This window comes from Streptomyces sp. SP18BB07 (assembly GCF_036322545.1).
In the GTDB taxonomy this organism is placed as follows: Bacteria; Actinomycetota; Actinomycetes; order Streptomycetales; family Streptomycetaceae; genus Streptomyces; species Streptomyces deccanensis.
Window position 1 is genome coordinate 16,292 of the sequence record NZ_JAQYWT010000260.1, and the last position, 18,256, is coordinate 34,547.

At 68.6% G+C, this 18,256-nt stretch carries 11 protein-coding genes and 3 pseudogenes; 6 read left to right on the forward strand and 8 right to left on the reverse strand.

Annotated elements, in window-relative coordinates; genetic code table 11:
• Positions 1-38: 38 nt before the first annotated feature.
• The gene (locus PUR53_RS10860) at positions 39-1,964 is read right to left on the reverse strand and encodes a pectinesterase family protein (RefSeq protein ID WP_329908149.1); all 1,926 of its coding nucleotides are present in this window, start codon (positions 1,962-1,964) and stop codon (positions 39-41) included.
• 93 nt (positions 1,965-2,057) lie between these two features.
• Positions 2,058-4,187, reverse strand: coding sequence for an ATP-binding protein (locus PUR53_RS10865; protein WP_329908151.1), 2,130 nt, complete (start codon positions 4,185-4,187; stop codon positions 2,058-2,060).
• Positions 4,188-4,638: 451 nt separating this feature from the next.
• Between PUR53_RS10865 and PUR53_RS10870 the strand changes: the two are divergent.
• Positions 4,639-4,947, forward strand: a pseudogene (locus PUR53_RS10870) (IS5/IS1182 family transposase); the annotation flags it as partial.
• A gap of 53 nt (positions 4,948-5,000) precedes the next feature.
• Here PUR53_RS10870 and PUR53_RS10875 read toward each other — a convergent pair.
• The 3 genes from PUR53_RS10875 to PUR53_RS10885 are packed head-to-tail and all read right to left on the reverse strand — an operon-like array spanning position 5,001 to position 7,997.
• A complete protein-coding gene (locus tag PUR53_RS10875; RefSeq protein WP_329908162.1) occupies positions 5,001-5,666 on the reverse strand; it encodes a response regulator transcription factor in 666 nt (221 codons plus the stop codon).
• A 5-nt stretch (positions 5,667-5,671) separates the two neighbouring features.
• Positions 5,672-6,853 (reverse strand): sensor histidine kinase, encoded by a 1,182-nt coding sequence (locus PUR53_RS10880; protein ID WP_329908153.1) that lies wholly within the window; start codon positions 6,851-6,853, stop codon positions 5,672-5,674.
• Entirely contained in the window at positions 6,837-7,997 is a 1,161-nt protein-coding gene (locus tag PUR53_RS10885; RefSeq protein WP_329908154.1) for a DUF418 domain-containing protein, read from the reverse strand. Before PUR53_RS10885 ends, PUR53_RS10880 begins: the two co-directional genes overlap by 17 nt.
• A gap of 534 nt (positions 7,998-8,531) precedes the next feature.
• Between PUR53_RS10885 and PUR53_RS10890 the strand changes: the two are divergent.
• Positions 8,532-8,981 (forward strand): annotated as a pseudogene (locus PUR53_RS10890) (CocE/NonD family hydrolase); the annotation flags it as partial.
• 268 nt (positions 8,982-9,249) lie between these two features.
• On the opposite strand, the gene PUR53_RS10895 reads toward PUR53_RS10890, so the two are convergent.
• The 3 genes from PUR53_RS10895 to PUR53_RS10905 form a co-directional block, all read right to left on the reverse strand.
• A complete protein-coding gene (locus PUR53_RS10895) occupies positions 9,250-10,476 on the reverse strand; it encodes an MFS transporter (protein WP_329908155.1) in 1,227 nt (408 codons plus the stop codon).
• A 430-nt stretch (positions 10,477-10,906) separates the two neighbouring features.
• Positions 10,907-13,420, reverse strand: coding sequence for an ABC transporter permease (locus PUR53_RS10900; protein ID WP_329908157.1), 2,514 nt, complete (start codon positions 13,418-13,420; stop codon positions 10,907-10,909).
• An 83-nt stretch (positions 13,421-13,503) separates the two neighbouring features.
• Positions 13,504-14,394 carry an ABC transporter ATP-binding protein gene (locus tag PUR53_RS10905; protein WP_329908158.1) on the reverse strand — a complete coding sequence of 297 codons (891 nt, stop codon included), beginning with the start codon at positions 14,392-14,394 and terminating at the stop codon, positions 13,504-13,506.
• A gap of 516 nt (positions 14,395-14,910) precedes the next feature.
• Between PUR53_RS10905 and PUR53_RS10910 the strand changes: the two genes are divergently transcribed.
• From PUR53_RS10910 to PUR53_RS10925, 4 genes and pseudogenes are all read left to right on the forward strand, one after another.
• Positions 14,911-15,909, forward strand: coding sequence for a YdcF family protein (locus PUR53_RS10910; RefSeq protein WP_329908159.1), 999 nt, complete (start codon positions 14,911-14,913; stop codon positions 15,907-15,909).
• 71 nt (positions 15,910-15,980) lie between these two features.
• Entirely contained in the window at positions 15,981-17,105 is a 1,125-nt protein-coding gene (locus tag PUR53_RS10915) for a VanZ family protein (RefSeq protein WP_329908160.1), read from the forward strand.
• A gap of 144 nt (positions 17,106-17,249) precedes the next feature.
• The gene (locus PUR53_RS10920) at positions 17,250-17,843 is read left to right on the forward strand and encodes a 3-keto-5-aminohexanoate cleavage protein (RefSeq protein ID WP_329908161.1); all 594 of its coding nucleotides are present in this window, start codon (positions 17,250-17,252) and stop codon (positions 17,841-17,843) included.
• A 271-nt stretch (positions 17,844-18,114) separates the two neighbouring features.
• A pseudogene (locus PUR53_RS10925) lies at positions 18,115-18,256 on the forward strand (electron transfer flavoprotein subunit beta); the annotation flags it as partial.

Consider the following 18,256-nt stretch of genomic DNA (forward strand, 5'->3'; position numbering starts at 1 on the left):
TGAAGAGATGCGGATGAGCAGTGCGCTCTCAGCCAGGGTCAACGGACCGGGTTCCATCCGTCGGTGCCAGTCAGGTACTTCCGGGCGGTGTAGTCGGCGGCCTCGGCGTCGGTCAGCTTCGGCGCGTTCGTGCCCTGGCCGGCTCCGAGGCCGGAGTTGTTGTACTCCCTCAACCGGGCCGACTGCCAGGGGTAGTCGGGCATCATGTTGGTCCAGGGTTGTGTGTCGTTGAACTGGCCGACGATCGTGCTGTCCCGGACCAGCGCCTGAGGCCATGTTTCCGCTGTGTTGTGCCACGGCCGGCCGAGGTACTTCGTCCTTGTCAGCCCGTGGGCAGTCAGATTGCTGTGGGTGATGAGGATCCCGTACTTCTTGCGGTAGTCGGTGTTCGGAGCCACGACCGTGCCGCCGGGCCAGTCGAGCATCTGAAGGGTGGACCGGTCGATCACCGCGGTGGCATTGCCGAAGACGAAGTCCACGTCGCCCCGGACGAAGCAGTTGTAGAAGTACTGCCGGGCCTGGGTCGTGGGCGTCTCTCCCTTGACGAGCAGGGTGTCCTGACGGCTCATGATCGCGACGTTGTCGTACACCTGCCGGTCGCCCATGGCGGCGACGGCGACGGCCTGGGTTTCGTACGGATCGATCTCCGGGTGGGCCGCGCGGTCGAACCCATTGCTGATCGTGAGGTCCTTGACGGTCAGGTTGGGCGGCCTGAAGGTGGCCACGGCGCTGCCCTGAGTGCCGTACTTCAGACCGGTCGCGGGGTTGATCATCCCGTGGCACCTGGTGTTGTAGATGATGACGTCCCCGCGGACGCCGGTGAGGCCCTGGATCGTCAGCCAGGACTTGCTGCTGGAGACGCTGATGACCTCGTGGTAGACGCCCTTGTCGATGAGGATGGTGTTCGCGCCGCTGTCGGGAACGTCGTTGATCGCGTCCTGCACGGTCCAGTGGTCGCCGGTGCCGTCCTGGGAGACGAACAGCAGGCCGCCCTCGGACAGGTGTTTACCCCGGCTGTCGATGTCCGAGTGGTGGGCCGTCATGAGATAGGTCGCGGCGACCGCCGTTGTCCCGATGATGATGCCGGCGATCTCGACGGGAGCTGCGAAGACGGCGGTCCCTGCCATGACCGCGAGGAGGAACGACCTGCTGAGCCTGCCCCAGTTGTTGTGGAAGGCCTGGTGTGTCGCGGTGATGATGAGCCCTGCGCTTCTACTGAACGCCATCGCGGTGTCTGTCGCCTGCTGCCGGAACCGCGAGGCTTCAGCGACCCCCACGATCACCTGGAGGACTGCCTGGGCGACCTCCTGGGTCGTGATTCCCGTCAAGGGGCCGTCGGCTCCGTGGAGCCTGCGCACGGCGTCGCTGAGGCTGGCGGGACTGATCCGCATGCCGTCGCGCGAGGCACCCTGCCGCGCCAGTTCGGTGTAGGTCCCCAGGGTCTGGTAGTTCGTTCTCGTGTCGTCGACCGTGGCGCCCGGCAGCGCCGCGGAGCCACCGGGCGCCGCAGCCGGGTCCAGTGTGAAGAATCTGCCCCACTCCACACCGTTGACACCGTCCTCTACGCCGACCCGCCATCCCATGATGTAGGAGTCCGACCGGCGCATGAACAACCGGACGAACACGACACTGTCCTCGGCGTGCAGGTCGATGGTGACGTACTGGCTGCCTCCGCTGCGGTCGGTGACGTCTACAGGCCGGCCACCCAAGGAGTCGACTCTGCCGCCCCTGACGGCCTCTCTGATAGCCCCGAGCATGCCGGCGTAACCCTTCATGGCACCGTCCTGCGCATCACCGGGTTCGCTGGTGATGTGCCAGGTGATGTCCGCACCGGTGGCGGCGCTCGCGCTGGGAGCGGCCGCGACCACCGCGCCGCCGGCCAGCGTGCTGGCGGCCACCACGGCGATGGCACTGCTGAGAAATGATCTCCGGGGGAGATGCCCCCGCGCTTTGATGTCAGTCATGCCGAAAGGCTCAGTGCGGGGTCCTCCCCTTGGCCATGGGCATTTCCACGGGCATGGGCCCGCCCCGGGTCCGGGTATTTCTACGGGGTTGTCCTACGCGGTGTACGCCTGGTTCGCTGTCCACCAGGACGCGATCTGGGCGCGGCAGTTGAACTCCAGCTTGGCCAGGATGTTCTCGACGTGGCCGTCGACCGTGCGTGGGGAGCGTCCGAACGCGGTGGCGATCTGCCGGTTGCTCATGCCCTCGGCCACCAGCGCGGCCACCTCCCGCTCCCTGGGAGTCAGCGGGCTCGGGGCGGGGGCCGTGACGACGGGCTCGGACCTGCTGCGCAGGGCGTAGGCGATGGCCTCGTCGGGTCCGCAGTGGTTGGCGCCCTCTGCAAGGGCCTCCTCGTACGCCGTCCGGCCCAGTGACCGTACGATGCCGTCCTCACACCGATCGTGCTGCTCGACCATGTGCGGGCCGAACGTGGAGAGGACGGTGCCGGTGTCCCGCAGCAGGGTGCGCGCGCCACCCAGCAGGCGTCCTGCTTCCTTGTGGTCGCCGCGTGCGGAGGTGACCCAGGCGAGTTCCTCCAGCATCAGCGCGACCTTGATGGAGTCGTTGAAGCCCTGCTCCTTCTCCAACGCGGTCCGAATCAGTGCCGATGCCTCGTCGAGGTCACCGCGAAGCCAGGCGTTGTTGCCCAGGGCCCACAGCGCGAGGGAGTGGGCCCGCTGCTCACCGTGGGCTTCCGCGAGGGCGACCGCCCGCCTGCAGATCTGCTGGGCATGCGGATCTCCGAGGCGGGACTGGGCGATGCCCAACTGCAGCAGAGCGTAGAGCGCGCCGATCTCGTCATCCGTATCCGTGTGAGCGGCCACCGCCGCCTCGAAGAAGGGCACGGCCTCGTCCAGCCGGCCGCCGAACACCGCCAGTGTGCCGCGCAGGCTCTGGACGTGGGCGCACACCACCGGATCACCCAGCCGCTCCCCCAGGTCTCCGGCCTCCTCCGACAACCGGCAGGCCGCCTCGAGATCGCTCTGCAGCGCCGCCACCCAGGCGGCGACCCACAGCGCCCGGGCCCGGACCGGAGTGGGTTCGAGTGCGGCGGCGAGCGCCCGGTCGAGCCAGCGGCGACCCTCACTGACGTGTCCGCCCTCGCACCAGTGGAAGCGCAGTGCGGCGGTCAGCGCCAGGGTGGCTTGCGGGTCGCCGCCTCGGGCCAGCGCAGCGCGCAGATTGGCGTGTTCGGCACTCACCCGGGTCATGCTCTCCAGCGGTCCGGGGCCATGCCAGCCGTCGGCGATGCCCTCGGCGAAGGCCAAGTAGAAGCCCTGGTGGCGACGCAACATCCGCTGCTCCTCGCCGGCCTCGACGAGCCGCTCCCGGCCGTACTGGCGGACGGTCTCCAGCAGCCGGTAGCGCGGCAGGCCATCACGCTCGTGGGGCAGGGCGACGGACTGGACAACCAGCCGGTCCAGGAGATCGAGCACCTTGGTACCGCCGATGCCGTCGCCCGCGCAGACGGCTTCGGCCGCGTCCAGGCCGAAGTCGCCGACGAAGACGGACAGCCGGCTCCACAACAGCCGCTCGGCCGGTGTACACAGCTCGTGGCTCCAGGCCATCAACGCGCGTAGTGTTCGCTGATGCGGCCGAGCGATCCGGTTGCCGCTCGTGAGCAGTCCGAAGCGGTCCTCCAGACGGTTGGCCACCTCACTGACGCTGAGGGTCCGCAGTCGGGACGCGGCCAGTTCGATGGCCAGCGGCAGCCCGTCCAGGTCGCCGCACAACCGGCGGACCTCCGCGCGGTTACCGTCGGTCACCTGGAAGCCCGGCCGCACGGCGATGGCGCGGTCCCGCAGTAGCTCCATCGCGTCGGCCTGCGCCAGCGGAGGGACAGCGATGAGGTGCTCGCCGAAGATGCCCAGAGCCTGGCGGCTCGTCGCCAGAACGCGCAGCCCTGGGGAGGCCGACAACAGCGCGTGTGCCAGCTCGGCGCAGGCGTCGATGAGGTGCTCGCAGTTGTCCAGCACGATCAATGGAGCGCGGTGGGCCAACGAGGCGGCGAGCTGATCGATCACCGCTCCAGCGCCCACGTCCGGCAACCCAAGAGCGGTCGCCGTGGCGTCCGCCACCGAGGACGGGTCCCGGACCGCCGCCAGATCCACCAGCCACGCCCCGTCCGCGAAATCGCCCGCCGACGCGGCGGCCGCCTCCAGCGCCAGCCGGGTCTTGCCCACCCCGCCCACCCCTGTGAGCGTCAGCAACCTCGTTGCCCCCAGGAGCCGACGGACTTCGGCGAGCTCCCGCCGCCTGCCTACGAAAGAGGTCAGCGGCGCGGGAAGATTACCTGCGCCGGTCCTGCGGGGAGTCACATGGGTATTGGTGGTCACGTTCCCTCTCGCCTTCCGACGGCTCGCGACCGTGCTGGAACATCAAGGACGCTTGCCTGCGGAAGCAGCTCGCTGCGTTGCGAACGATGGAGGCGCAGTCCTGTCGGCTGCGTACCCGGCTACCGTGCCCAGCCCGGCAAGTGGCATCACGAGCTTCGTCAGTGACAAATCCTGGGTGCGGCACTCAGAGCGACGGATAAGGCGCGCAGGCGCGTTTATGTCACTGATCAGTATCCAGGGGACTTTCCGCCCCAGGCGAGAGTTGTGAGAGACATCTCAGTGGACGTTAGGTCCGATCCTCCACCAGCGGATCCAGGAACTCCTGCGCTGCCAGGTACGCGAGAGAGCCCGCCGATCAGAGGACCCGTCTCTCGTGATCATCGGCACCCAGGCCGTCCGCGTAGCCTCGCGTGTCCCGCAGACCACGACGGGACTGGACGCCGACAAGAAGGTGCCGGTCCGCAAGCGGGGCCTGGCCGTGGATGTGATGGGGCTGATCATCGGGGTGGTCGTACTGACCGCACCCCCGCGCACGCCGCCACCGCAGGCACCGCCCTGCTCGACCAGGCCGCCGAGCGGTGCGGGATGCGCCTGGAGAGCGGCCTCGGAGTGCGGTACCAACGCCGTCTCGTCGCTGTCCGCTCCGCCAGGGAGCGAAGGTCATTTCCCCGGCTCCGCCGATCCGTTCTCGATGAGCCCGGCTCGGCTCGCGATAAGGGCCGCCTCCACCCGCGTGCGGACGTCGAGTTTGGCCAGCAGTTTCTGTACGTGCGTCTTTACGGTGCTCTCCTCGACGCGCAGTCGTCGGGCGATCTGTGCGTTGCTCAGGGCGTGCCCGACGAGGGCCAGGACTTCGCGTTCCCGTGGTGTCAGGCCGTCGGGCAGATTGACGAGGCCGATGCCGTGGCCGGCGGTTCGGGTGATCAGTCTTCGGGTCGGGCCGGGTGAGACGAACCCGTCACCGCGGGCGACGGCCCGGATGCCGTCCAGCAGCGTGGCCGCGGGGTCGTCCTTGAGTACGAAGCCCGTGGCTCCGGCCTGCAGCGTCCCGAAGAGGTACTCGTCGAGGTCGAAGGTCGTGAGCGCGAGGATGGCCGGCGGGCCCGTCTGGGCCATGATTCGCCGGGTGGCCGCGACGCCGTCCAGCCGGGGCATACGTACGTCCATGACCACCACGTCGGGGCGCAGCCGGGCGGCCAGTTCGACCGCGGCCTCCCCGTCGGCGGCCTCTGCGACGACCACAAGATCGGGCTCGACATCGATCATCATGCGCATGCTGGCACGCACCAGCTCCTGATCGTCAGCGAGGAGCACGGAGACGGCCACTGCCGTCATGCCGCCGACGTCGGCAGGGGCAGGATCGCCTCAACCCGCCAGCCGCCGCCCGGCCGGGGGCCGGCGGTGGCCGACCCGCCGCACAGCGCGGCGCGTTCCCTCATCCCGATCAGGCCGTGACCGGCGGTCGGGCTGCTCCGCGGCCAGTGCTGGGGTTCTCCCTCGTCGTCGACGCGGATGCGCAGTCGATCCCCGCCGTAGTCGAGAGAGACCGTCGCGCGGGGTGGCCGGGCGTGCCTAGCCACGTTCATCAACGCCTCCTGGAGGATGCGGTAGGCCGCGAGGTCGACCATGTGGGTCAGATGGATCGGCTCGCCGCTGGTCACGAAATCCACCCTTGCGCCGGCCCTGCGCGCCTGGTCGGCCAGCGCCTCGACCTCCCGCAGGGACGGCTGCGCCACGGAGGCAGGTTCGTCCCGGTCGTCCCGGAGCGTGCCCAGCGCGCCGCGCAATTCACCCAGTGCGCTGCCGACTTCGCGGCCGATCTCGGCCAGAGCCTCGCTCTCTGGCGTGTGCCGGTCCCTGTGGACATGGCCGACAGCCGTGACCCGCATCGCGACGGCGCTGAGTCGGTTGGCGACCGCGTCGTGCAATTCGCGGGCCAGCCGTAGCCGTTCGTCGTGAACGGCCGCGCGGGCGTCCAGCTCGCGGAGCCGTTCGGCCTGTTCGGCCTGTGCGGCGGCCAGTCGGATGCGGGTGCGCGCCGCGTCGGCCAGCGCGACCAGCATGAGGGGCATGAGGCCGGGGAGGGCAGTGCCGTAGATAAGCGTCGTCGGCTCGAAGACGGACGCCCCGGCGTCCCGCAGGCCCTGGTAAGTGTCGACGGCGACGGTCGTCCCGAGCACGGCGATGGCCGTCAGCCGGAGCCGGGCCGTGCCTTCGGCGATCACGGCGAACGCGACGATCCAGACACCCGCCTGCGCCAGGACCGGCGCCGACTCGGCCTCCTCGCCCGGCCAGGCCGATGTGACCAGGTACCCCAGTCCGGCGACGGCCAGGGCAACCGCCGGACACGAACGGCGCCGCAGGAGGAAAAGGGCGAACCCGGCGGTGGAGACGGCCAGGAACACGCTCCAAGCCGTCGTCCGCTCGAACCACAGCAACTCGGCCACATCGATCGAGGCGGCGACCAGCACCAGCCCCGCCACCGCCACGGCACCGCTATGAGGCGCCGACAACGGCCCCGTTCTCCGCTCCCGCTCGCTTCGCATCCCCATCACGTTCTTCCCGCCGCTTCTGGTCGACCCGCCGGAAGGGGGCGTCGACCGCCCATCGCCATACTCCCTCGAACGGGCCCTGCCGGAAGTGCCGCAGCCACCACCAGGCGAAGAGCATCAGCAGAGCACTGATCACCGCCCAGGCCAGGACCGTACCAACGGGCCCGAACGCTCCCACATCCAATCCCCCCTCGGTGAAGGCCATGATCGCGACCACGTTCTGCAACATGTAGCAGGACAGCGCGGTGCGGCCGACCTCGGCCAGGCGCCGGCCGAAGAAGCCGGAACCGCCGCGCCGGCGCAGCAGGACGAGGATCAGCCCTAGGTAACCGAACGCTACGATCGGAGCGGAGGTGTAGCGGAACAGGGAGACGAAATACTCCTGTCCCGGCAGGGGCAGAATGACCCACACGGTCAGCGGCATTCCCACGACCAGTCCGCCCACCGCGAGCCGGCGGCTCAGCACGTGCGCACGTGCATCCCCCCTGAACAGCCCCGCCCGCCACAGCAGCGCCCCGGAAAGGAAGAGGAACGCCGTCAAGGGCGCGGAGAAGACGAGCAGCCCCTGGCGTATCTCCCAGAAGTTCGTCACCCGATGGGCGACTTCACCGAAGTAGGTGGCCGACACGAAGTCGTCCTGCGAACTCGCGCCGAAGGTCACTCCTGTCAGCAGTTCACGGAACTGCATGGTCATGTGCACTGACCCCGCGAGCACGGCCGCCGCGACCAGCCAACGGGTACGCAGCAGCAGGAGCGGGGCGACCACCATGGCGACCAGCGCGTACCCCATGAGGACGTCGAAGTCGACGACGAGCGCGAAATGGATGAATCCGTCGACCAGCAGCAGCAGCGAGCGCCACTCGTACCTCCACGGCCAGCGGCGCCCGTGCCGGAGTGCGGATTCGCACTGGATGGCCATGCCGACGCCGAACAGGATCGACAGGAGCGCGAGGAACTTGCCGTTCGCGACCATGAACGCCAGTTGGTCCACGTACATCTCGGCTCTCGCACCGAGTATGTACACGGGAACTTCATCCTCAGACAGAGCGACGAATGTTCCGATGTTGCTCAGCAAGGTTCCGATGATGGCGATGCCGCGCAGCACGTCCAACGACCGCACACGCCGACTCGCGGCCTCCGCTGCCGGTTCTTCCGGCTTGATCTTCTCTGACACCCGGCGAGGCTATGGCGGCGGTAATCGCCGGCACGTCAGACCGGCGTAGGGCACCGTCTCATCACTTCGACGGAGACGCGGCCATCAGGAGGGATGACGCCACCCGAGCTGCTCAGGACGTGGCGAGGCGCCTGCCCGGGGTTCGGACGGGGCTCGGTGACGTCGGTACGTGTCGGCTCCCCGAAGGGGATTGCGGTCAACTCACATCTGAGGACGCCGAGTTGTTCGCATCGCGAAAGCTGCTCCGTCCGAGTGCGGACACGTTCGTGCGGCGCGGAGGAGAACAGACCCTGATTCCGCCACACCGGGCCCCGAGCGGGCAGCCTCTGCGACGGCGACGCCCCCTCCTTCGGGGGTGCTGGTGGGGTGGTGCGTCGTGCGAGAGTCCGGAATCCCCCGACACCGCACGACAGAAGGACCCGGTACATGCCCGACGTGACGGCCCGCTACGACGTTCCCGCCACCATGCGCGACGGCACCGTACTGCGGGCGGATGTGTATCAGGCCGACGAAGGCGGCCCGTGGCCCGTGCTCCTCGTCCGTCTGCCCTACGGCAAGAACACTCCGGCCGTGCACGGCCACCTCGATCCGCTGGGCTTGGCACGCCAAGGATTCCTCGTCGTCATCCAGGACACCCGAGGCCGGTTCGCCTCGGACGGCGTGTGGGAGCCGTGGACCCACGAGGCGGACGACGGTTATGACACGGTCCGGTGGGCCGCCGCCCTCCCGGGCTCCAACGGCCGCGTCGGGATGTTCGGGCAGAGCTACTTCGGCAACACCCAGTGGATGGCCGCGCTGTCCAAGCCGCCGGAGCTGAAGGCCATCGCTCCGCGCGAGACCTTCTCCAAACCGGACGACGGGCTCTTCGCGCGGGGCGGAGCCCGCGAGCTCGGGATCGCGCTGCCTTGGTCCCTGCAGCAGGGAGCGGACACCATCCTGCGTCGGCACGCCGCCGACCCGGCCGGCCTCCCGTCGGCGCTCCAGGCGTTGATCCACGAGCTGGACCAGGCCGCAACGTCCGGATACCGGGAACTGCACGCGGGCTGCCACCCGGCCTTCCAGCGCCACGGCATACCGGACATAGGCTATGAGTGCTCCCGCCAGGAACCCGAGTGGAGCGCGGCCTGCCGAGTCGCCGGGCGCCAGGCAGAGGTCGACCTGGGGCGTTCCCAGCGAGGGAGAGTCACCGCTGCGGCATGTGCTCGGCCGCACCATCATGCTGGGGCGTCTCACCTGGGGAAGGCCGCCGGGGCTCGACCGCCGGGGCGAGGAAGGCTGCGAGGACGACGCACGCGAGGACCACCAGCATCGCGGCACGCAGGCCGATGTGTTCACCCAGGAGGCCCAGCCCCGGTGGTCCGACCAGGAACGCGACATAGCCGATGGTCGCGACGAGGCTGACCCGAGCCGTCTCGTCGGAGCCCGACTCCCCCGCGGCGGAGAGCGCGAGGGGAAAGCCGAGTGAGGCACCCAGCCCCCACAGCAGCACGGAGACGCCGGCCACCACCGCGTTGTCCGAGGCGATCACGAGGAGCAGACCCAGTGCCCCCGCGACGGCGCTGACGCGTATGACCGACGCACGGCCGAAGCGGCGCAGGAAGAAGGGTGCCGCGAATCGCCCCAGGGTCATCGCGGCGGCGAAACCCACGTAGACAAGTGAGCCCAGGGTGGCGTCCATGCCGTGTCCGTCGACCATGAGCAGCGGCAGCCAGTCGTTCGCCGCTCCCTCGGCCAACGCCATGGCCAGCACGATTCCACCGATGAGGACGAGCTTGCCGTCCCTCCACACCGCAGGGCGGGATCCGGAGCCATGCGTCTTCGCCGACTCGTCGACGGCGCGGCCGGTACCCGCCGGCACGGCGCGCGGCGCGAAGAGGAAGATCGCGACAGCCAGAGCCGTTACCGCCGCGAGGTGCCAGTGGACCGGTACATCGGCCGCCGTGGCGCCCATGCCCGCGCCGGCTCCGAGGACCGTGCCCAGGCTGAAGCATCCGTGCAGGGCAGGCATGGTCGTCGTGCCGGATGTCCGCTCGACGTCCGTGGCGTCGATGTTCGCGGCCACATCACTCGCGCCCATACCGACACCGAAGGCGCATAGTCCGGCCGTCACCATCGGTACGGACACCATGAGGCTGCCGGCGCAGATCGTGGCCATCCCCAGGATGAGCAGTGCCGTGGCCCAGAAGATCACCGGTCGCGTCCCGGATCGGGAAACCAGCCGGCCTGAGGCGAGGATTCCCAGCATCGAGCCCAGCGACAGCCCGAAGAGGATCAGGCCCATCTGCGCCGTGGAGACATCCAGCGCATCCCGGATCGCGGGGGTGCGTGTCACCCACGAGGACATCGCGATACCGGCGAGCAGGAAGAGCAGAAACAACGCCTGACGACGCCTGCGCACGGCCTGGTCCATGAAAATGCTTCTCCGATGGCGGGAGGCGGCAGTCCAGCAGGCCGGGTATCGGCTCCCACCCAACCTGGACCAACGTACACGCCAGGCCACCGCCGCGAGTAAGCGCTTACGAACGATGATGCGATCTTCTTCATCACCAGCAGGTGCCGGCGGCGGTAGTACGCAGGTCGTGTGTACGCAAGAGAAGTCGGCCGCAGCGGCGCCGACCGCGGTTCCGAACCGGAGACGGGATGGTCGGGCCGGCACGGCGGAGGTGTGATCACCTTCGACCTGCACGCCGGCCCGCGCGGCACCGGAGCCACAGTGCGGCGCGGCTCCGGCAGAGCCGCGCCGCACTGGACGTCGGCTCGACACCGGCCGCCGAGTTCCCGCTCGCGACGGTACGGCCGTAGGCACGGTGTGCCTACGGCCGTACGGCGACCGGCTCCGCCTACTCGGTCTTGATGGCGGTGAGCATGTTCAGCCGGGCCGCGCTGCGGGCGGGCCACATGGCGGCCAGCAGGCCGACCAGCGCCGCCAGCAGCAGGAAGAGCCCCAACCGGCCCCACGGCAGCGCCAGCGCGTATCCGGGGACGTCTGCCTTCGTGGTCTCGCAGAGGGCCCAGCCGAGGAAGGAACCGACCCCGATACCGATCACCGCGCCGAAGAGGGAGATGACCACGGACTCCAGCTGGATCATCCGCGTCACACCCCGCCGGTCGAGCCCGACGGCGCGCAGCATGCCGACCTCCCGCTGCCGTTCGAAGACCGACATCGCGAGGGTGTTCACCACCCCGAGCACCGCGATGACCAGGGACATCGCGAGCAGGCCGTAGGTGACGTTCAGCGTGGTGTCGACCTCCCCGTTGAAGTGGGCGCGGATGTCCTGCCGGTCTCCGATCTTGATCCCCGGGTGTCCGGCGAGGGCATTGGCCAGTGCCTTCTCGGTGGTGCCGCCGTCCGTCTTGATGTAGATCCACAAGATGTTGGTCTCGTCCTCGTGGGACTCGAGCACGTCCGTGGGGACGACGACCGGCGAGACGACCTCGTTGCTCTCGAAGACGGCTCCGACGGTCACCCTGCCGGTCTTGGAGTCGTCGTACTTTACCGGCAGGGTGTCCCCCGCCTTCCAGCCGTTGGACCGCGCGACATCGTCGGCGACGGCGATCTGCCCCTTCGTGAGCGTGTCGAGCGAGCCGGAGACGACCGTGAGGTGGACGACTTCGGGGAAGTCCGCCGGGGTGACGCCGGTCACCTGCTGCCAGCTGCCGTCGATCGTCATCAACCCGGACTCCTCCCGCGACACCGCCCTGACGCCCTCGACCTCACGCAGGGCGGCGACCGTCGAGGCGTCCATGCCCGCGCCGTCGTCCGAGATCATGTAGTCGGCCTTGACGATGTCGGTGGTGATCGTGTCCGCGGAATGAGCGAGGGTGGCGGCGACCACGGTCAGAGCGCTGACCAGCGTGAGCCCGATGGCCAGCGCGGAGGCGGTGGCTCCGGTACGGCGCGGGCTGCGTACGGCGTTCTGGCCCGCGAGTTTCCCGGAGACCCCGAAGCCGCGCCGCAGCAGCGGCTGTATGACCGCGATCACGGGCCGGGACAGCAAGGGGATCAGCACGATGACCCCGATCACCACCAGGAAGGCACCCAACCCGACGACCTGCCCGCCCGTGGAGCCACCGGCCCCGGCGCCCGCGACCACGACCGCCGCGCCGAGCAGCGTGACGATCGCGCCAAGGGAGTTGCGCAGCACCAGGGACTTGGTGGTGGCCGGCAGGTGTGCGCTGCCGATGGCCGCGACCGGCGGGATCTTCGCGGCGCGGCGGGCCGGCAGCCAGGCGGCCACCATGGTGACCAGGACCCCGACGACGGCCGCGACCAGGACGGTCGTCGACGTGACGGTCAGCGGCCCGTCCGGGATCTTCCCGCCGCCGAAACCGACCGTGGAACGCGCTACGGCGGCCATGGCGGCGCCGAGCCCGAGTCCGGCGGCCGCGCCGGCCGCGCCGAGCATCATCGCCTCGATCAGCACGGACCGGGTGACCTGCCTGCGGGAGGCGCCGACCGCACGCAGCAGGGCGAGTTCCCGGGTGCGCTGGGCGGCCAGCATGGTGAAGGTGTTGGCGATCAGGAAGACGCTGACGAAGAGCGCGACGCCGGCGAAAGCGAGCAGCAGGGCGTTGAGCGTGGAGGTGTCTCCCGTCACCGCCCTGATCTTCTCTTTGGCGAGTTCCTGTCCCGTGCGGGCGTCCGCGTAGTCGGGAAGCAGCTTCCTGACGGCGGCGGCGAGCTCGGGGCTCGACGTACCGGGGTCGGCGGTGACGGTGACGGACTGGTAGACGCCCGGCCGGAGGAAGAGCCGCTGGGCGACCGGCGTGTCGAACAGCACCAGACTGCCGCCCTCGGCCACCGAGGTGGCGTCGGTGGTGAAGATGCCGGAGAGCCTGTACGTCTTCGCCGGACCCTTCAGGGCGACGGGCACGGTGTCGCCGACGTCGTAGCCGCCCTTGTCGGCGGTGGCCTTGTCGAGCGCGACCTGCCCGGGTCCGGTGGGTCCGTGGCCGTCGGTGAACGCGTAGAGGCCGTCCTTGCCGTCCTTCCCGGGTGAGAAGTTGGCGGCCGCGTTGTTCAGGCCGCCGCCGATGAGCCCGCCGTCCCTGTCGGCGACGGAGGCCACCCCGTCGACCCGCCCGGCGGCTTCGGCGACCCCGTCGAGTCGGGCGATCCCGTCGAACGTCTTCCGGCTGATGCCGGGGAACTCGGCGGAGCTGTCGGCGTTCTCGCGGACCTCGACGTCCACGTGGGCGTAGCTCTTGGCCGCCTGGCTGCGGTAGGCGTGGCTGAGGGTGTCGGTGAAGATCAGGGTGCCGGAGACGAACGCGACGCCGAGCATGACGGCGAGCACGGTCATCAGCAGTCTGGCCTTGTGCGCGAGGACGTTGCGCAGGGCTGTGCGGAACATGGTGATGTGGTCCCGGTGAGGTGAGGGGAGGACGGGGTCAATCAGGGAGTGCGGGTCGTTCGTACGGCTCGGTCCGCTTCGGCTCAGCTCGTACGGAACGGGGTGTCGAAGGCCTTCATCCGGTCGAGGACCCCGTCCGCGGTGGGGTCGTACATCTCGTCGACGATCCGCCCATCGGTGAGGAAGACGACCCGGTCCGCGTAGGAGGCGGCGACCGGATCATGGGTGACCATGACGACGGTCTGGCCCAACGTCCGTACGGAGTCACGCAGGAAGCCGAGGACCTCCGCACCCGCACGCGAGTCCAGGTTCCCCGTCGGCTCGTCGCCGAAGACGATGTCAGGCTTGGACGCGAGGGCCCGGGCGACGGCGACACGCTGCTGCTGGCCGCCGGAGAGCTGGGCGGGACGGTGGCTCAGCCGGCCGGACAGCCCGACCATCTGGATGACGCTCTCCAGCCACTGCTTGTCCGGGGCCCGGCCCGCGATGTCCATCGGGAGCGTGATGTTCTCGAGCGCGGTCAAGGTCGGCAGCAGATTGAACGCCTGGAAGATGAAGCCGACCTTGTCCCGGCGGAGCCGGGTGAGCTGCCGGTCCGTCAGGGAACCCAGCTCGACGTCACCGACGCGAACCGAACCGGAGGAGAAGCTGTCCAGCCCGGCGACACAGTGCATCAGCGTGGACTTGCCGGACCCGGAGGGCCCCATGATCGCGGTGAACTGGGACTGCCCGAAGCCGACACTGACCCGGTCGAGGGCGACGACCTGGGTGTCGCCCTCTCCGTAGACCTTGGACAGCTCGGTGGCGCGGGCGGCCACGGTGGGGACGGTGGTGCGAGGGCCGGTGGGCGAGGCGGTGGTCACAGGTACTACTCCGATCGACGGCAGATGCAGCGCGGGGCGCAGGCGCACAGACGGCCACAGACAGCACATGGACGCGGGGGCCAGGCCCCACCCCGCTGGGTACTCCTCCATCGTCCGGTTCATACGGGTCCCGTGTATCAGCCGAAGTGCCGACCACCTGAGGCTGAGGCGAGAGGCGGTCTCGTAAGCCTCAGGTATGCCGTCGTGTCAGCTTCGAGGATGACGCCCGGTGGAAACCCCGTGGGAAACGGGCCTGTCGTGGGGCCGCCATCACTGCCACCGGCGAGACGCGCCTCATACGACAAGACCCACCCCGTCGCCGTCTCGGCCATACGGCCGATGCGCAGCCAAGCCGAGCGATGCGAGGCTCGTCCAGGCGGGCGGAGCGTGACCCGAACGGCCAACCGTCCTGCATGTTGCTCTGCAACACCGGCAACCCGCCGGCAACCAGTGGCAGGAGCTCTACCTGGCGCATGTCGACACTCTCGGCGGCACGGTAGCCCCTGCGGCGACGCCTCACGGCGGCCTGCTCTCATGCTCAGTCCCCCAGAGTCCTCCTTCTCCCCTTCCTCGGTTCGGCCGGAGGCTCCTCACGGCCCGATCAATCGACCCCCAAGTAGCCAACATATGATCATCTTTGCTCCTGCAGGCGTCTTCTTTCTGGTGTTCGCCTGCAGCTTCCTTTACGACCGACGACTCGTACGCAACGGCGTCTACCTGTTCTTCGGGCTCCTCTCCCTGGCCTTGGCGCTGCTGTACAGACTGGCGTCGGCGTCCGAGACCGCGACCTTGATTCTGCTGTTGACACTCTGGATCCTCCTCATCCTGCTGCCCTTCGTGCTCGCGCTCTTCCTGATCGCGAACGGCGTGATGATGTTGCGCCGTGAGGGCAGGAGCCTGGCGAATCTGCTGTCGCTGGCGGCAGGTGCAGGCATCCTGCTGTTCATCGCGCTGAAGGCGCTGGCCAACCGCAGCAGATGGGGTCGGCTGGATACCCCGTTGGATGCGGTGGGGTTCGTCCTCGGTTACATGTCGCTGCTCTTCGTATGCTTTCTGCTCTACTCGTTCGTCTACGGCAGGATCCGGCACCGGCGCGCTGTCGATTTCATCGTGGTGCTCGGTTCCGGACTCATCGGAGGTTCGCGGGTACCGCCGCTGCTGGCGAGCCGATTGGACCGGGGACGCGCCGTCTTCGACGCTGAACGGGCCAAGGGCCGGGAGCCGATGTTGCTGATGTCCGGCGGGCAGGGGCCGGACGAGGACCTCCCCGAGGCTCGGGCGATGGCCGACTACCTCATCGCGAGCGGTGTGCAGGCCGACCGGATCCTCATCGAGGACGAGTCCCGCACCACCCAGGAGAACCTGCGGTTCAGCAAGACGCTGATGCAGGACCGCAAAACGGACTACCGGGCCCTGGTGGTGACCAACAACTTCCACGTCATGCGCGCCGCGCAGATGGCGCGCAAGGAGAAGGTCGAGGCGCAGGTCATCGGCGCGCCGACGGCCCGCTACTTCTGGCCGAGCGCCACGATCCGCGAATTCGTGGCCGTCTTCCTGTCGCACCGGGTCCTGAATCTCGGCATCTGCGCGCTGCTGGCCGTCACCGGCATGCTGCACCTTTACTGATCCCATTTTTCGTGTGCCGACGCCGACCAAGGCACGGCGCTGAGAGGAATCCGCTCCTCATGCTTCAGAGAATGGAGCCGGCCATCTGGGCCGCCCTGCTGATGTCCGTGGCCACGTTCGCGCTGTTCGTTCCCTATATCGCCGTGCGGTACCGGCGACGCGGCGAACTGGGCCTGGGCAACATGGCGTTGGCATTCGCCGGGCCTCTCTACGGCCTGGCACTGTTCTTCTATGTGTTCGCCCCGTTCCCGCCGGTGCGACACGATTTCTGCGCCGTCATCGGTGTTCGCCGACCGCAACTGATCCCCTTCCATTTCCTGCACGACATGGGAAAGTCCGCCACCGGCGATGGCCCTATGGCGATGCTGCACAACCCGGCTCTGACGCAAGTACTCCTAAATGTAATACTTTTCATACCTTTGGGTATGTTTGTTCGGTACATGTTCGGGCGTAGCGTGCCCGTCACCGCGATCATCGGCCTGGGTGTGTCACTGCTGATCGAGACGACACAACTGACCGGAGACTGGTTCATCTACCCGTGCCCGTACCGGCTGTTCGACGTGGACGACCTGATCGCGAACAGCCTGGGAGGTCTGCTCGGCGCACTGGCCGCTCCGCTGCTCAGTGCCGTGCCCGGTCAGCGGGTCCACGCCGAACCCGGAGAGCCTCGCCCGATCACCTGGCGCAGGCGGCTGCTGGCGTCCGTGTGCGACCTGATGTGCTTCGGGTTCCTCTATGTGCCGACGGTCGCCGCCTGCGCGGCGCTGATGTGGGTGTGGCAGGGGGGTATATCCGGCACTGGTGCCCTTCCTTACTCGCACTTCTTCTTCAACGCGACCGTCGAGCGTGTCGGGTTCTGGGGGCCGTGGCTGGTGCTCATGGTCGGAATTCCCCTGGTAGGCAGCGGGGCCAGTCTCGGGCAGCGCATCGTCAGGTTGCAGGCAGTCACCGCCGACGGCCGTCGCCCGGACGTGAAGGCAAGACTGGTACGCGGTCTGACGGGTGTCGGCGGTTTCCTGCTCCTGAACCATTTCGGCTCGTTGTCCGGCCCTGCCGCCATCCTGGCCGTCATCTCACTCATCGCACTGTTCAAGACATCGCAGCACCGCGGCTTCTCCTACCTCTGCGCAAAACTGACGATGACGGATTCCCGTATGCCGAGTGGGCAAGCGGCATCCACCGAGCTCGTGCCGTAACTCGACCCCCGCGATAAGGTGCACCTCCGGCGCCAGACCCTTGCGGCCTGAGCGCCCTTGTCGGAGAAGGGCAGCAGGCCGATGCCGTCGGCGACGATGAGGTCCGAACGGATCAGCCGGGTCATGGTCTCTTCTAACAGAAGGATGCTTCAGGCCGGCGTGCTCGACGCCGCCCCGATCAACACCACAGCCACCTACATCGGTGACTCGCTGTTCGTGAAGCCCGCGCCGATCATGATCGAGAAGGTCCGGCTGATCAACGAGGCCGGAGCCAAGGCCGAGATCGCGGTGTACACGGACGCCGACGTCTCCAATGCCGACCGGTTCCTGTTCAGGAGCGGGCTCATCGAGAAGGGCGCGACCTGGCTCGTCCTCCCCGCGCTGCCGGGCTGCAGCCCCATGGAGAACCCGCGCCAGATGATCGAGGGCCTGACCCGCACGGTCAGCGCGATCCGCGACGTAGACCCCGATGCGTTCATCATGGTCTGCGCCGCCGGCCGCGTCTCCACCCACGTGGCGACCCTGGCCGCCCTGATGGGCCTGCACATCCGCGTCGGCATGGAGGACACCTACTTCCTCTGGCCGCACCGCGACGACCGTATCGAGAGCAACCTCCAGGCGCTCCAGATCGGTCAGCAGATCGCCGCGGTCACCGGACGCGCCGTGGCCACGCCCGCCGAGTACCGGGCGATGCTGGGACTTCCCGCGCGGCACGGCGCCGCTTCGCCGACTGTCTGATCAACAGTCACGGTTCGTAGGTGAGCGCCCGGGACCGGCTCCCGTCTCCTCCCCTGGCGAGAGCCGGCACCGGACGCCACCACCGATCCACGCACAGTACCGCCACCGCCCATGTCGCCGGCTTCCGCCGTTCGGGCCTGGCGCGCGCCAGGAGGACCACTTGCGCGAACTCGCGCCAGACGTCACGACCGACCAGATAGACAGCAACACCGAGGCCGAGGTCGTCATTGCCCTCACCGGTGAAGTCGCGGCCTGAGAGCAGGAGTTACACATGAGCTTGAGGATCGTTGTCACTGTGAAGTACGTGCCCGACGCCACTGGCGACCGGCACTTCGCCGATGACCTGACCGTCGACCGTGACGACGTGGACGGTCTGCTCTCCGAGCTGGACGAGTACGCCGTCGAGCAGGCGC